Here is a 14,223-nt window from a genome sequence, read left to right on the forward strand (position 1 = left end):
CACGGACGGCCCATGACCCCACAGAGCATCCAGCCGCGGGTGTCCGCGAAGGAGCTGACGGACCTCCTCGGCGAGCGACTGCACCGCGAGGTGGTGCGCTACGCCACCGGCAGGACCGACGCCGGACCGGACCACGCCGAGCGCCAGGTCCTCGAATGCCTCCGCTACCTCTATCTCGTCTCCCGCCACCGGGACCGGCTCAGCGGACTCTTCCTGCCGGTCGAGCAGGAGATCGACGAGATCTGGCACTATCTGATCCTCCAGACCCGGGAGTACCGCACCCTGTGCGAGGAGCGGCTGCCGGGCCGCTCCTTCATCCACCACCGCAGCATCGCCTACGGGGACTACCAGCGGGAGCCGGGCCGGGAGCGGGCCATCGAGGAGGCGCTGCGCTGGATCCCTCTCTACCGCGCGGAGTTCGGGCCCTTCGACGAGGGCGCTCTGCCGCACTGGACCGTGGTGCGCTTCCTCCACGGCCGGCTGAAGATGTCGCTGGCGGAGATCTCGGCGCTCGAACCGCTCACCGCCGGATAGCCTGCCGACGGCCGGACACCGGTCCACGCACAAGGGGGGATGACCATGAGCGTCACACCGGCCGGGCGGACCACCCGCGCCACCGTGGAGCCGGCCGCGATACCCGAGCAGCGACGGGTGCTGGCCGTCCTGGTGACGGCCCAGATCCTCAGCGGTGCCGGGATGGCCGCGGGCATCACCGTCGGGGCGCTGCTCGCCGAGGAGATGCTCGGCACCACCGGCCTCGCGGGGCTGCCCGCCGCCCTGTTCACCTCGGGCGCCGCCCTGGGGGCCATGGCCATCGGACGGCTCTCCCAGCGCTGGGGCCGGCGCCCCGGGCTGGCCCTCGGCTATGCCACCGCGGCGACGGGGAGCGTCGGTGTGGTGGTGGCGGGCACCGTGGACAGCGTGCCGCTGCTCTTCCTCTCCCTGGTGCTCTACGGCGCGGGCAGCGCCACCAATCTGCTCGCCCGCTACGCCGGTGCCGATCTGGCACCGCCCGAACGGCGCGGACGGGCGGTGAGCAGGGTCCTGCTGGCCACCACCTTCGGCGCGGTCCTCGGGCCCAACCTCGTGGGCGTCACCGGGGACCTGGCCCACTCCTGGGCCATGCCACGGCTCGTCGGTCCCTTCCTGCTGGCCGCGGTGGCGTACGCACTGGGCGGCTGTGTGCTGGCGGGGTGGCTGCGGCCCGATCCGCTCCGGCTGGCCCGTGAACTGGCCGAACGCCGGGCGGCATCGGAAACCGGTGACATGACCGGCGAGGGGGCCGCCGGTCCGGAAACGCTCCCCGCCGCCGGTCCCGTCATGGGTGAGGACGCCGGTGGCCGCTCCGCGCCCGGAGTCCTCACCGGTGCCACCGTGATGGTCGTCGGTCAGTTGGTGATGATCGCCATCATGACGATGACCCCGGTGCATATGACGGGCCATGGCCACAGCACCCAGGCGGCCGGGCTGGTCATCGCCCTCCATGTGGGGGCGATGTTCCTGCCGTCCCCGCTGAGCGGTCTGCTCGTGGACCGGGTCGGACGGCTGCGCGTCGCGGCGGTGGGCTCCGCCGTGCTGCTCTCCGCCGGTCTGCTCGCCGCTCTCGCCTCACCGCACAGTCTGCCCGCCCTGGCCACCGCGCTGGTCCTGCTGGGCCTCGGCTGGAATCTGGGGCTGGTCAGTGCCACGGCCATCATCACCGACGCCGTACCGCTGGACAGCAGGGCGGCCACCCAGGGGCTGGTCGACGTCGGCGTGGCCATCGCCGGTACCACCGGCGGGCTGGCCTCGGGCCTGGTCGTGGCGGGCAGTGGCTACGGCTGTCTGGCGGCGGGCGGTGGCATCCTCTCGCTGACGGTCATTCCGGTCCTGGCCCTGACCACGCGGCCCCGGCCCCGGCCCCGCACCTGACGTCGGTCGCCGGACAACCGCCGTCGACCCGGATGGCGGTGATCCCGCTGATGTGCCGGGCACCGCACCGGTCCTGGGGCAGCACCAGCTGAGGGCCGTGGCCGTCGAGCGGGGTGTCGTCGATCCGGGCGGCCAGCAGCGCCGGTGCCCGTCCGGAGTCCGCGTCGATCTCGCCCCAGGACAGCGGGGCGGAAGGACTCGCGTCTGCGGAATGCCGGGATCAGCGGACAGGTGTGGCCCTGATGTCATGGCCGTCGGCCGTCAGACAGCGGCCGGTGGACAGGTCATAACGCCAGCCGTGCAAAGCGCAGGTGAGCACCTCGCCGTCGATCTGCCCGAACCGGCCGAGATCGGCGCTCAGATGGGGACAACGGCGCTGGATCCGCCAGCCGCCCATCTCGATGTCCTGACCGTCGTCCTGGCTCGCGTCGTAGTAGTTCTCCACGTACTCGATGCGCTCCATGGACAGGCACTTGAAGAACACGTACAGGAACTCGTTGTAGGGCCCGATCCTGCTCGCGGTGAACCGCATCGACAGCAGCAGGCTGTTGGACCAGTCCACCTCGCGCCGCGCGATGTTGGTGGCCACCAGATCGCCGGTGGTGGACAGGGTGTAGCGGCAGCGCTCACCGTCCCACAGCCGGACCTCCCGCGCCGGGAAGTCGATCACGATCGGCACCTCGCCCACGTCCAGCCGCGCTGGGCCGCCCACCCCCGTGCAGATGTGCTCCGCGCGTGTCAACAGCGGCTCCCACCACTCCTTCAGCTCCGCCAGCAGCCGGTCGCGCGGCAACTCGGGGAAGCGAGCGGCGCGTTCCGCGGCCAGCGTGTCCCGCTGTCTGCCGGCGAAGTCCCGCAGATAGTCGCGCTTGTTGCGGAAGATGTGGTCGATCTCCTTGTCGGTGTAGCGGTGGGTGAGCTTGCACGCGGTGTCCTCCGGCTCCGCGACCGTACCCGGCAGCAGCAGATGGGCCTGCACATTTGGCCGTGCCTTGGCCAGTTCACGCAGGAACTCCACCTGGTCGACGAAGATGCTCTCCCCGTCCCGGCCGGTGCCGTTGTGCTCGAACAGCGCCTCGTCGAGGAAGCAGGGCGGACCCGCGTTGGGGAACACATGCTCCGCCCGCACCGCGTCGATGTAGCGCAGCGCCCGATCGAACTGCCCCTTCCGCTTGCGTGCGGCGAACTCCTTCTTCGCGGACAGCGGGAGCTGGTACACCATCGGGTACCAGATCGCCCCGGAGAACTGCACGAAGTACGCGTCCACCTCGCCGAACTCCCGGATCGCCGCGATGTCCAGCGGATGCGCGTCGTTCTGGTTGAGCAGGACGGTCCGCCCGTCGTCGAGTGAGAGCGCGGAGTCGCCGATCGGCCCGTCGCCGGGGCCGGTCAGCGCGGTGATCATGATGCGCAGACCGTCGCACTCCACCGGAACGCCGCTCCGGGTGCGCAGGAACCGGGTGAATCCGAGCCCCCGCAGTTCACGCTCCAGTTCATCGGTGGCGAAGGCCGGAAGCAGCACCGTGATGTCCTTGCGGACGGTCTGGCGCAGATTCTCCGCGTCGAAATGGTCCCGGTGCAGATGGGAGACGTACAGATAGTCGGCCGACCGCCCGTAATGGGTCCAGTCCAGGTCGGTGTTGTCCGGGAACGGGAACCAGGAGCCGAAGAAGGCGGGGTTGACCCACGGGTCGCAGAGCACCGATCCCGCGGCGGTCTCGATGAACAGTCCAGCATGCCCCAGTCCGGTCACGCGCATACCACAGCACCCCAGCCAGCTAGGCAACATCGGATATGTCAACCGTGTAGGGTTTTTGTGTGATCTGCACCCGTGGTTGCGCTCCGCGGGTGGCGCTGGTCCGCCACCCGGGTCACCGCCGGGCGACGGAGCGCCCCGGCGGGCCCGTCACCGGGTGCCGGAAAGGCGACGGGCCGCCGCCGCTTCCGGTGGGATCCGGATGCGACGGCGGCCCGGGAGTCGGCCGCGAGGTCAGCGGGCGGCGGTGGCGGTGCTGTTCGCGCCGGTCGCCTCCGCCGTCCGGGCAGCCGTACCGGCCGTCGGACGCGGGGTGAGCTGACGCTCGGCGAGCTGGCCGAAGATCAGCCCGAAGGAGATCCACAGGGTGCACTGGATGGTGAGGGCCGCCAGCCGGAACTGCCACAGCAGGGTTGCCGGGAAGTGCTCGGGCACCTCGTTGAACGACGGGAGGAACGCGTAGGCCAGCCCGACCGCCGCCACGAAGGCCACCGAAGCGGCCACGGCGGCGTTCCAGTTGCCCAGCCGCGGTGCCAGCCGCTTGCCGAGGATGACCGCGGCCACCGACAGCAGTACGCCCAGCACCACCATCAGGAAGTACAGCGTGGTGCGCTGATCGAGGGTGGACGGGTCGCCGACGGACGGCGGATTCGCCGGGTACTTGAAGAACGGCACCAGGTACACCGCCACCAGCGCGCCGAGCGAGACCAGCGCGGCGGTGGCGCGCGGCCCGAACCGGCCGATGCGGCCGAGGGCCACACAGACGGCCAGGGCCGCGATGCCGCCGAAGGCGACACCGTAGATCAGTACACCGGTGGCGAGCCCGGCGGTCGACTGCATGGTACGGCTGACGAGTTCGACGCCGCCGTGCTCATGGCTGTGCGATTCCTCGAACGAGATCGCCGAGTCGATACGCGGTTCGCCCAGCAGATAGGCCACGACGAGGGCCAGCACTCCGGCGGCGAGGCCCGCGAGCATGCCCCGGACGAGCAACGCCCGGACGGATATGGAGTTCATGACGGTTCCGATTCCCCTGAGCTGGGACGTGAGGAGGGTGGGGCCGGGTCAGTGGCAGGGGAAACCGAGCAGGTGGCGCCCGTCGTGCACCCACTCGTGCACATCCTCGCCGGAGACCAGCGCGGTCGCACCCTGCTCCGCGCCGACGAAGTACAGCAGGATCAGCATGAGGACGCCGAAGAAGACGGCCCAGGGGGCGATGGCCTTGAGCGAGATGGGAGTGATCTCCGGCACCGGCTGTGCGCTGGGTGCGGGAATGGTGGACTGAGCCATGGTCGAACCTCCTGGGGAACACGCGTCCCGGTCGTGGGCACTCGAAACGACGGCGCCGGGTCTGACTCGTCCGGCGGCGGCCCCCGGGTGCGGGGTCCTCCGACGGACACACAGTGGCGCGACCGTGCCGGGCTCTCACCGGACTTCCGTCGCGCCGTCGTTGTCATGAGACGGTAGCGCGCGACAGCTGTTCACCGCTACGGCGTGGATAGCAGAATGTGCGCCCCTACGTGGGCGAATGGTGCAGACGAGGGGGACAAGGTGGTGCGTATCACGCTGGTGACGCCCGCGGTCAACGCCGCATTGCGGCAGGTGAGGTTTGACGACGCCCCTCCCGACCCGGCCGCCGCCCGCCGTGCGGAGGCCGCCGCGGGTGCCCTGCCGCACCATGACACCGGCCTCACCGCCCCCTCCGAACGCTGCCGCGGCACCGCACGGGCGCTGGGCCTGGACGCCGAGGTGACGGAGGGGCTGCGCGATCTGGACGTGGGCCGCTGGCGGGGCCGCTCGCTGGACGAGGTCGGCCGCCGGGCACCGGAGGAGGTGGCCGCCTGGCTGGCCGATCCGGCGGCGGCCCCGCACGGCGGCGAATCACTGCTGGAACTGCTGGAACGGGTCGGTGCCTGGCTGGAGGGCCGGGCCGGGAGCGAGGAGAGGGTACTCGCCGTCGCGGACCCCGCGGTGGTCCGGGCGGCGCTGGTGCACGCCCTCGGCGTCCCCGCCCGGACCTTCTGGCGGCTCGACGCCGCCCCGCTGACCGCCACCGAGCTCAGCGGCCGCTCGGGGCGCTGGAACCTGCGCTGCGGGCGGCCGCTGACGGCGGCGGAGTGAGCGGAGACCTCAGCCGGTGCCGCCGGGCAGCGCGGCCCGCACCTCCCGGGCGGCGGCCACCAGGTTCTCCAGCGAGGCCCTGACCTCCGGCCAGCCGCGCGTCTTCAGCCCGCAGTCCGGGTTGACCCACAGCCGCTCGGCCGGAATGGCCTCGAGCCCCCTGCGCAGCAGGGCGGCCGCCTCGTCGGCCCCCGGCACCCGCGGGGAGTGGATGTCGTAGACCCCGGGGCCGACCTCGCGCGGATACCCGGCCCCGGCCAGCTCCCCGGCCACCTGCATATGCGAGCGCGCCGCCTCCAGGCTGATCACATCGGCGTCGAGGTCGTCGATGGCCTGGAGGATGTCGCCGAACTCGGCGTAGCACATATGGGTGTGGATCTGGGTGTCCGGGCGCACACCGGAGGTGGTGAGCCGGAACGCCTCCGTCGCCCAGGCCAGATAGCCGGGGCGGTCGGCGGCACGCAGCGGCAGGGTCTCGCGCAGCGCGGGCTCGTCGACCTGGATGACCGGGGTCCCGGCCGCCTCCAGATCGGCCACCTCGTCGCGCAGGGCGAGCGCCACCTGCCGGACGGTCTCCGCGCGCGGCTGGTCGTCGCGGACGAAGGACCAGGCCAGCATGGTGACCGGGCCGGTGAGCATCCCCTTGACCGGGCGGTCGGTGAGCGACTGGGCGTACGCGGTCCAGCGGACCGTCATCGGGTCGGGGCGGGAGATGTCCCCGGCCAGGATCGGCGGGCGGACATAGCGGGTGCCGTACGACTGGACCCAGCCCGACCGGGTGGCCAGATAGCCCGAGAGCCTTTCGGCGAAGTACTGCACCATGTCGTTGCGCTCGGGCTCGCCGTGCACCAGGACGTCGATCCCCGCCTTCTCCTGGAAGGCGACCACCTCCCGGATCTCGGCCCCGACCCGCTCCTCGTACCCGGCGGTGTCCAGCCGCCCGGCCCGCAGCCCGGCGCGGGCGGTGCGCAGTTCGTCCGTCTGCGGGAAGGAGCCGATGGTCGTGGTCGGCAGCAGGGGCAGCCGCAGCCGGGCGCGCTGGGCGGCGGCCCGTTCGGCGTACGGCAGCGAGCGGCGCGCGTCGGCCGCGGTGACGGCGGCGGTGCGGGACCGTACGGCGGGGTCGCGGGTCAGCGCGGACCCGGCCCGGGAGGTCAGATCGGCGCGGTTGGCGGCGAGCTGTGCGGCGATGGTGTGCGTACCCTCGGCCAGCCCCCGGGCCAGAGTGGCGATCTCGGCGGTCTTCTGACGGGCGAACGCAAGCCAGCGCGCGATCTGCGGATCCACCTCGCGCTCGGCCCTGGCGTCCAGCGGAACGTGCAGCAGCGAGCAGGACGCGGACACATCCACCCGGTCGGCGAGGCCCAGCAGCGTACCCAGGGTGGACAGCGAGGCGGCCAGATCGTTGATCCACACATTGCGGCCGTCCACCACCCCGGCGACCAGCCGCTTGCCGGGCAGCCCGCCCACCGCGGCGAGATCGTCGACCTGGGCGGCGGCCGGTCCGGTGAAGTCCAGCGCCAACCCCTCGACCGGTGCCTTGGCGAGCACCGGCAGGGCCTCGCCGAGCCGGCCGAAGTACGAGGCGACCAGCAGCCGGGGCCGGTCGGTCAGGGCGCCCAGCTCACGGTAGGCGCGGGCGGCGGCATTGAGCTCGGCCGGGGTGCGGTCCTGGACCAGCGCGGGTTCGTCCAGCTGGACCCAGGTGGCACCGGCCGCCCGCAGGTCGGCCAGCACCTCCGCGTACACCGGGATCAGCCGGTCCAGCAGGGTGAGCGGTGCGAACGAGGGGTCTACCCCTGGCGCGGGCTTGGCCAGCAGCAGATAGCTGACCGGGCCGACCAGCACCGGGCGCGCGGTGTGGCCGAGCGCGAGGGCCTCCCGCAACTCGGCCGCCTGCCGGGCGGAGTCGGCGCGGAAGACGGTGTCCGGCCCCAGCTCCGGCACCAGATAGTGGTAGTTGGTGTCGAACCACTTGGTCATCTCCAGGGGCGCCACCTCACTGGTGCCGCGTGCCATGGCGAAGTAGCCGTCCAGCGGGTCGGCATCGACGGCGGCGCGGTGCCGGTCCGGCACGGCGCCCACCATCACGCTGGTGTCCAGCACATGGTCGTACAGCGAGAAGTCACCGGTGGGCACCTCGTGCACCCCGTCGTCGGCGAGCTGCCGCCAGTTGGCGCGGCGCAGCTCGGCGGCGGTCCGGCGGAGCTCCCCGGCGGTGACCCGCCCCTTCCAGTACCCCTCGACCGCCTTCTTCAGTTCCCGGTTCGCCCCCTGGCGGGGATAGCCGTACACGGTCGCCGTGGCGGCCGTGGCCGCGGACTCGGTTGTCACGGAACTCTCCTTCGCGAGCACTCGTCATGGGTCCCGGGACCGGGCCGAGGGTGCGAGGGGAAGGCGAGGACGGCGTGACACCGAAGGTGCCCGCACGCGCCGCCGACCCGCCCTCGAGGTCACCGAGACATCCGCGCGCGGCCGTCCGCGCACGGGCAGTGGCAGGTCTTCGGACTCACGGGCGCGCCTCGGCCGATTCCGAGCCACCTACTGGCCGTCGCTTCCCAGACCCGGCCGGGCCCAGTGCGTATGACGGCGGTCGTTCCCGCTCACCGCTGCGGGGCAGTCCCGGATTCCCACCGGGTTCCCTCTTACGACGCGCCTGCCTGGCGGACAGGGCGAACCAGCTGCACCACCCAGCCTAGGCGCTCGGCGCGGCCGGGGGAAACGGGGCCGCCGGCGAAGGAGTTCGCTCCAGCACAATGTTCCCGGCAAGCCGTCGCCACCGATGTCGGAAAAGCGATGTCGGAAGAGCGATGTCAGAAGACGGATGTCAGTAGAGGGAGCTGAACCGCATGTCCCAGGTACGCCGGGCCCATGTCTCCGACCACCGCGCCATCGTGGAGCGCATCCAGACGTGGTGGGGCGACTCGCGCAGCCCCGAACAGGCCCGTGAACTGTCCCTGTTGCTGCCCAAGCTGTTCCTTCAGTTCTTCTCCGGCACCAGCCTGGTCCGGGAGAACGCGGACGGTACCGTCGCCGCCTTCCTGGTCGGCTTCTACTCCGCCGACAATGAGGACGAGGCGTACATCCACTTCGTGGGCGTGGACCCGGCGTTGCGCGGCCGGGGCGTGGCCCGCGGTCTGTACACCGAGTTCTTCCGGCGCGCCGCCGCGGCGGGCCGCGGCGAGGTCCGTGCCATCACCTCCCCGCGGAACACCGGCTCCATCGCCTTCCACCGCGCCATGGGCTTCGCCCTGGAGCCGGGCGACCGCGAGGTCGACGGCCTGCCCGTGCAGGGCGACTACGACGGTCCGGGGCAGCACCGGGTCTGCTTCCGCCGGCCGATCACGCTCACGAAGTGAGCATCCCGCGCTCGCGGTGAGCGCCACGCCGGTCCGGCCCGTATAGGGGGAGGGTCCTCGCCGTCCGGGGCCCGGGGCCGGATCGACGTGAAGGAGGCAGGGTGGTGAAGCACACGCGGCGACGCGTGCGCCGTGGCGTACGGTTCGCGGCCGTCGGGGCATTGGTGGCCGGCGGTCTGATGGTCTCGCAGTCCGTGTCGAGCGGATCGGTCCAGGGGGCGGCGGGAGGCGATGCGCCGAGGGTCCTGGGGGACCGGAACGCGGGACTCGGCGGCCGGCTGGAGACCACGCTCGGCGCCTCCCGTACGGCCGGGAGCTGGCTCGGCCCCGACGGGCGCACGGTCGTCGCGGTGACCGACGCGAAGGCCGCCGCCGAGGTCACCCGGGCCGGGGCGAAGCCCAAGCAGGTGCGGTACAGCATGAAGCAGCTGGACTCCGCGGCACGGACGCTGCGCGCCGCGCCCCGGGTGGCCGGGACCGCGTGGATGGTGGACCCCACCTCCAACAAGGTGGTGGTGCTCGGCGACAGCACCGTCTCCACCGACCGCTGGTCACGGATGAAGGGCGTCGCCGCGCGGGCGGGCGGAGAGGTGCGCATGGAGCGCACCACGGGCGCCTTCACCCTCAGAACCAGCGGCGCCGCGCCGATCTTCGCCAGCGGCAGCCGCTGTTCGGCCGGGTTCAACGTCACCGACGGACAGAACGGCTACATCCTGACGGCCGGACACTGCGGCCCCAACGGCACCAACTGGTTCACCGACAGCACGGGGAGGACCAGCATCGGCACCACCGTCCAGAGCAGCTTCCCCGGCAATGACTTCTCCCTGGTCCGCTACGACAACCGCGCCCTGGACCAGAGCGGTGTGGTCGACGTCGGCGGCGGCCGGACGGTGCGCATCACCGGGGTCGCCGATCCCGTCGTGGGCCAGGAGGTGTTCCGCAGCGGCAGCACCTCCGGACTCCGCTCCGGCAAGGTGACCGGGCTGAACGCCACCGTCAACTACCCCGAGGGCACCGTCAGCGGCCTCATCCGCACCACCGTGTGCGCCGAACCCGGCGACAGCGGGGGGCCGCTGCTCGCCCGGGGCGTGGCACTCGGGGTCACCTCCGGCGGCAGCGGCGACTGCGACCAGGGTGGAGTGACGTTTTTCCAGCCCGTCACCAAGGCGCTCACCGCTCTCGGCGTGACCATCCCGGGCACCAAGTCCGGCGGCGCTACGGCGAACGGCGCCCCCGTCGGCAGCCCGGCCGCCCCCGGCAACACCGGGACCGAGGACCGCTCCCTGTTCGTCGACGGTGTGGTGAACCGCTTCCGGGACCTCGGCCCCGGTGCGCTGATCATCGGCGCCGGTCTGGTGGGGCTGCTGTCCACCCTGACCATCCGGCCCGGCCGGCGCCGCCGTTATCCCGACCACTACTCCACCGGCTGGTGATTCCGCGGATCCCGCAGACCGGGGCGGCGGCGCGCTCGAGGCATCCCGCGAACGATCCGCCGTGAGCGCACCGTCGTCCCTTCCCCTCCCGTCGCCCCCTCCTCCCGCTGCCCCGGCGCCGTGCCCGTGCGCTCCGCCACGGCGCCGGGCCGGGAACCCGAGGAGACCGCCCATATGGTCGTCTGCCTCAGCTCCGCGCAGGCGTCGGCGACCACCGGGGCCGCGGTGCGGGTGGACGGGGGCTACGTGGACGCGATCGTGCCCTGATCGTCCGGCTCGGCGCCGGGGACCCGCGGGGCGTCCAGGTCGCACACCGCCACCCCCCGTTCCACCAGGCTGCCCAGCACCAGATGGCGGCCGGTGACACAGACGCTCGTGGTCATCCGGTACGGGGACCGGCGGCGCACCAGATGGCGGACCACCCGGCCGTCGGTACCCACCGCGAGGACGCCCACCGTGGGCCGCGGACCGGGAGCGAAGCGCCGCAGCGCGCTCCACGCCACCCTTCTGACGGCGGGCGAGGCCCGGTGCAGCAGGTCCACGGCGGGCTCCCGCGGTCCGGCCAGGGCGACCCAGAACACCCCGCCGGGACCTCGGTTGAGATTGTCCGGGAAGCCCGGCAGGCCACCGAGGAGGGTGTTTCGCCGCCCGGCCCGGGGGCCGGTCAGCCACAGCCGGCTGATCCGGTAGGCACCGGTCTCCACCACGGCCACGAACGACTCGTCGTCGGCCAGCGCGACGCCGTTGGCGAACTGGAGCCCGTCCAGCAGCACTTCGGGACGGCCACCCGGTGTCAGCCGCAGCAGCCGCCCGGTGCCCCGGTGCTCGATGATGTCACCGAGCCAGTCCTCCAGGGCGTAACGGCGGCTGGAGACGGTGAAGTAGACGGTGCCGTCCGCCGCGTTGGTCACATTGCTGCAAAAACGCAGCGGTTCGCCGTCCACCGCGTCGGCCAGCACCCGCAATCCCCCGTCCGGGGAGAGCGCCAGCAGACCGCGCCGGGCGTCGCACACCAGCACCCCGCCGTCGGACGAGGGGGCCAGTCCCAGCGGTCTGCCACCGGTGTGCGCGAGCACCTCCGACCGGGCGCGGTCCCGAGCGGGGGACAGGGCGAGCCGCCGGACCGCCCCGTCCGCGGTCCCGGTCAGGATCCGGCCCTCGGCGTCGAGCGTCACATGCTCCGGCCCCCGCGCCGCGGGAGCCAGCACACGCGGACGGGGCAGCGGTTCGGTCATGTCGTCTCCCGGAGCGGACAGCGGAGATGGCCCCCGCCGTAACGAGGGCCATCTCAGCGGAAGGGATGGCACGGACTCAATACGTGTGATGGTGGTGGTGGTCGGGGTCCTCGACCACCGGTGTCGCGGCCGTCGGTGTGATCACGCGGCGCCGCTTGTAGACACTGACGTACGCGGCCATCCCGATGACACCGACGGCCATCAGGATCAGACCCACCAAGTGGACGTTGAGGCCATTGGCGTCCCAGTCCGTAGCGAAGGTGAGGATGCCCCCACCGCGATCATGAGTATGCAACCGCCCAAGCCCATGAGTACTGCCTCCGAACACAAGTTGGCTGATCCGGGCTGCTGGGAAGGCGAGTACCCCCACTCGGCGGGGTCATTCCCCGCCCACCGGTCTCAGCCGTCACCGCCCTCGTTCTCGGCGGCCACCGCCTTCGCCAGCGCCTGGCGGTCCCGGTGCGCCCGTGCCCGGTCCCTGGCCGAGGCATCGGTGACGTCCAGAAAGATCTGGTCGGCGTGCGGCCAGGAGCGCGCCATCGCGGCCTTGACGCGCACGAGCACCTGCTCGACCTCCTCGCTGTCCAGCCCGGCGACCAGGTCGATGCGCGCCGCGACCAGGGTGGAGTCATTGCCCAGACGCATCGTCAGCAGCGAGGTGGTGGTGTCGATCTCGGGCTGTTCGTCGAGGAACAGCCGCAGCTCCCGGCGCTGGACCGGGTCGATCGCCTCTCCGATGAGACGCCCGCGCGACTCCATCGCCAGCCGGTAGGCCACATAGCCCAGCAGCGCCCCGATCAGGAACGAAGCCGCGGCCTCGTAGACCGGGCTTCCGGTGACCATGTGGAGCCACATCCCGGCGATGGCGAACAGGACACCGAGACAGGCGGTGGAATCCTCGGCCAGCACGGTCCGCAGAGTCGGGTCGTCACCGCGGCGCAGTTCGGCGAGCATGCCGCGGCCCGCCTCCCGGGCGTGGTCACGGACCTGGACCAGTGCCCGGACCAGCGAGGAGCTTTCGGCGAGCAGGGCCATACCCAGCACGGCGAGCCCGACCAGATAGCCGCTGTGGTCCTCCGCACTCCCCGAGTGCAGCGCCTCGAATCCCTGGAAGACGGAGAAGCAGCCGCCCATGACGAAGATGCCGACGGCGGCGAGCAGCGACCAGAAGTAGCGCTCCTTGCCGTAGCCGAAAGGGTGCTGGTCGTCGGGGGCCTTCTTGCTGCGCTTGAGGGAGGCGAGCAGGAAGACTTCGTTGAGGCTGTCGGCCACGGAGTGGGCGGCCTCGGACAGCAGCGCGGGGGAGCCCGCGAAAACCCCGCCCACCGCCTTGGCCAGGGCGATGACGAGGTTGGCGGCGAGCGCGACGAGGACGGTGACAGCGGTCTTCGCGTCCTGGCCGGTCTCCTCCCCGGATCCGTCGGAGGGCTGCGGTGCGGCATCGCTCATCGGAGGCATCTCCGTCTGTCGTTCCGGTGGCCTCCACGCCGTCGCCGACCGGACGCCTGGTGTCCTTCCGCTTCTGTCCAGGCTCCGGGACGTCAATCGTCACCCACCCGTGGGCCGGCCGCCCCTTCAGGAGCGATCCGGCCCACGGGTGGGTGTTGTCCGGTAAGGGATCGGTCAGCGGGCGCCGCCGGGGGAGGAGGGAACCGCGGGGAGCGAGGTGAACAGATCAAGACCCATTGCCACGGCGATGAGCAGCCCGAGCACGCCGAGCGCCACGGCGCCCCAGGCCACGGCCGTGATCCAGGGGGCTGTGACCGGGGCCGAGGGGGTCTTGGGGGCCGCCGGGCGGCGGCGCACCAGCACCACCGCGGCGATCACCACGGCGGCCAGCGCGAAGAACCCGTTGACGAAGGCGGCGGTGTGCCACGGGGTTCCGTACACCGCGGCGACCTGGTCTCCGGCCGAGCCGGACTGGGCCGCGATCTGCCCGGTCAGCTGCTTGCGCTCCTGCATCATCGTGCCGAGCCAGGTGCCGCTGACCGAGGCGAGGCCCAGGCCGGCGGCGGCGACCGCGGCGGCGCCCGGGAACACACCGGGGGTGGCCGCCGGCCGAGCGGTGCGGCCGTCCCGGCCGGCCCCGGCCGGGTCGTGGTCGCCGGCCGGGTCGTGGTCGTCCGTGGCGGGGGTTTCCGTGCGGTCCTCGACCGCCTCGGGGACACCCTCCGCCGTCTTCTGTCCGGCGTCCTCGGGTGCTTCCCCGGTCTTCACGGGGTCGGTCGATTGGTCGGTCCTGGTGGTGGTGTCCATGGGCCGGACCGTAGGTACCGAAGATGAGAGTCCGCTGAGAAAGCGATGTCATCCGATGAGCAAGCGATGTCATCCGACCCTGCCGGAACGGCGGCGCCGGCCGGGTGGAGGCCGGCCGGGGCGCATACGCTGGGCCGCAGCGTCTCTCCGTT

Annotated in this window: 12 protein-coding genes, 3 pseudogenes and 1 riboswitch; of the genes and pseudogenes, 6 read left to right on the forward strand and 9 right to left on the reverse strand. The window is 72.2% G+C overall.

Annotated elements, in window-relative coordinates; all coding sequences use genetic code 11:
* The first annotated feature begins 12 nt into the window (after nt 1–12).
* Entirely contained in the window at nt 13–534 is a 522-nt protein-coding gene (locus HUT19_RS37195; protein WP_176185106.1) for a hypothetical protein, read from the forward strand.
* 39 nt (nt 535–573) lie between these two features.
* The gene (locus HUT19_RS37200) at nt 574–1,911 is read left to right on the forward strand and encodes an MFS transporter (protein WP_176185108.1); all 1,338 of its coding nucleotides are present in this window, start codon (nt 574–576) and stop codon (nt 1,909–1,911) included.
* Here HUT19_RS37200 and HUT19_RS43650 read toward each other — a convergent pair.
* From HUT19_RS43650 to HUT19_RS37215, 4 genes and pseudogenes are all read right to left on the reverse strand, one after another.
* Nucleotides 1,859–2,101: pseudogene (locus HUT19_RS43650) on the reverse strand (hypothetical protein); the annotation flags it as partial. The gene HUT19_RS37200 and the pseudogene HUT19_RS43650 overlap by 53 nt on opposite strands.
* A gap of 30 nt (nt 2,102–2,131) precedes the next feature.
* Nucleotides 2,132–3,670 (reverse strand): Rieske 2Fe-2S domain-containing protein, encoded by a 1,539-nt coding sequence (locus HUT19_RS37205; protein WP_176185110.1) that lies wholly within the window; start codon nt 3,668–3,670, stop codon nt 2,132–2,134.
* Nucleotides 3,671–3,901: 231 nt separating this feature from the next.
* A complete protein-coding gene (locus HUT19_RS37210) occupies nt 3,902–4,684 on the reverse strand; it encodes a CbtA family protein (RefSeq protein WP_176185112.1) in 783 nt (260 codons plus the stop codon).
* Nucleotides 4,685–4,732: 48 nt separating this feature from the next.
* Nucleotides 4,733–4,957: a CbtB-domain containing protein gene (locus HUT19_RS37215; RefSeq protein WP_176185114.1), complete on the reverse strand. Its 225-nt coding sequence runs from the start codon at nt 4,955–4,957 to the stop codon at nt 4,733–4,735.
* Between the two features lie 261 nt (nt 4,958–5,218).
* Between HUT19_RS37215 and HUT19_RS37220 the strand changes: the two genes are divergently transcribed.
* Complete coding sequence (locus tag HUT19_RS37220) at nt 5,219–5,788, forward strand: histidine phosphatase family protein (protein WP_254885986.1); 570 nt, start codon at nt 5,219–5,221, stop codon at nt 5,786–5,788.
* A 9-nt stretch (nt 5,789–5,797) separates the two neighbouring features.
* Here the strand turns inward: HUT19_RS37220 and metE are convergent, their stop codons facing one another.
* On the reverse strand, nt 5,798–8,122 hold the full coding sequence (metE, locus tag HUT19_RS37225) for a 5-methyltetrahydropteroyltriglutamate--homocysteine S-methyltransferase (RefSeq protein ID WP_176185118.1): 2,325 nt from the start codon (nt 8,120–8,122) through the stop codon (nt 5,798–5,800).
* Between the two features lie 159 nt (nt 8,123–8,281).
* A riboswitch (cobalamin riboswitch) is annotated at nt 8,282–8,468 on the reverse strand.
* A 169-nt stretch (nt 8,469–8,637) separates the two neighbouring features.
* Between metE and HUT19_RS37230 the strand changes: the two genes are divergently transcribed.
* The 3 genes and pseudogenes from HUT19_RS37230 to HUT19_RS37240 all read left to right on the forward strand — a co-directional run.
* Nucleotides 8,638–9,147 carry a GNAT family N-acetyltransferase gene (locus HUT19_RS37230; protein ID WP_176185120.1) on the forward strand — a complete coding sequence of 170 codons (510 nt, stop codon included), beginning with the start codon at nt 8,638–8,640 and terminating at the stop codon, nt 9,145–9,147.
* A gap of 104 nt (nt 9,148–9,251) precedes the next feature.
* The gene (locus tag HUT19_RS37235; protein WP_254886285.1) at nt 9,252–10,580 is read left to right on the forward strand and encodes a S1 family peptidase; all 1,329 of its coding nucleotides are present in this window, start codon (nt 9,252–9,254) and stop codon (nt 10,578–10,580) included.
* A gap of 153 nt (nt 10,581–10,733) precedes the next feature.
* Nucleotides 10,734–10,847 (forward strand): annotated as a pseudogene (locus HUT19_RS37240) (oxidoreductase); the annotation flags it as partial.
* Here the strand turns inward: HUT19_RS37240 and HUT19_RS37245 are convergent.
* From HUT19_RS37245 to HUT19_RS37260, 4 genes and pseudogenes are all read right to left on the reverse strand, one after another.
* A complete protein-coding gene (locus tag HUT19_RS37245) occupies nt 10,823–11,815 on the reverse strand; it encodes an SMP-30/gluconolactonase/LRE family protein (protein ID WP_176185122.1) in 993 nt (330 codons plus the stop codon). The pseudogene HUT19_RS37240 and the gene HUT19_RS37245 overlap by 25 nt on opposite strands.
* A 76-nt stretch (nt 11,816–11,891) precedes the next feature.
* Nucleotides 11,892–12,124: pseudogene (locus tag HUT19_RS37250) on the reverse strand (hypothetical protein).
* A 90-nt stretch (nt 12,125–12,214) separates the two neighbouring features.
* Nucleotides 12,215–13,264 carry a cation diffusion facilitator family transporter gene (locus HUT19_RS37255; protein WP_176185124.1) on the reverse strand — a complete coding sequence of 350 codons (1,050 nt, stop codon included), beginning with the start codon at nt 13,262–13,264 and terminating at the stop codon, nt 12,215–12,217.
* A gap of 174 nt (nt 13,265–13,438) precedes the next feature.
* The gene (locus tag HUT19_RS37260; RefSeq protein WP_176185126.1) at nt 13,439–14,071 is read right to left on the reverse strand and encodes a hypothetical protein; all 633 of its coding nucleotides are present in this window, start codon (nt 14,069–14,071) and stop codon (nt 13,439–13,441) included.
* Nucleotides 14,072–14,223 lie beyond the last annotated feature (152 nt).

Source organism: Streptomyces sp. NA02950 (assembly GCF_013364155.1).
Classification (GTDB): Bacteria; Actinomycetota; Actinomycetes; order Streptomycetales; family Streptomycetaceae; genus Streptomyces.

Bases quoted from the DNA above. Each gene is read 5' to 3' on its own strand.
- HUT19_RS37255 (WP_176185124.1), bottom strand. From the start codon at position 13,264: ATGAGCGATGCCGCACCGCAGCCCTCCGACGGATCCGGGGAGGAGACC.
- HUT19_RS37230 (WP_176185120.1), top strand. From the start codon at position 8,638: ATGTCCCAGGTACGCCGGGCCCATGTCTCCGACCACCGCGCCATCGTG.
- HUT19_RS37215 (WP_176185114.1), bottom strand. From the start codon at position 4,957: ATGGCTCAGTCCACCATTCCCGCACCCAGCGCACAGCCGGTGCCGGAG.
- HUT19_RS37205 (WP_176185110.1), bottom strand. From the start codon at position 3,670: ATGCGCGTGACCGGACTGGGGCATGCTGGACTGTTCATCGAGACCGCC.
- HUT19_RS37245 (WP_176185122.1), bottom strand. From the start codon at position 11,815: ATGACCGAACCGCTGCCCCGTCCGCGTGTGCTGGCTCCCGCGGCGCGG.
- HUT19_RS37260 (WP_176185126.1), bottom strand. From the start codon at position 14,071: ATGGACACCACCACCAGGACCGACCAATCGACCGACCCCGTGAAGACC.
- HUT19_RS37195 (WP_176185106.1), top strand. From the start codon at position 13: ATGACCCCACAGAGCATCCAGCCGCGGGTGTCCGCGAAGGAGCTGACG.
- HUT19_RS37200 (WP_176185108.1), top strand. From the start codon at position 574: ATGACCATGAGCGTCACACCGGCCGGGCGGACCACCCGCGCCACCGTG.
- HUT19_RS37210 (WP_176185112.1), bottom strand. From the start codon at position 4,684: ATGAACTCCATATCCGTCCGGGCGTTGCTCGTCCGGGGCATGCTCGCG.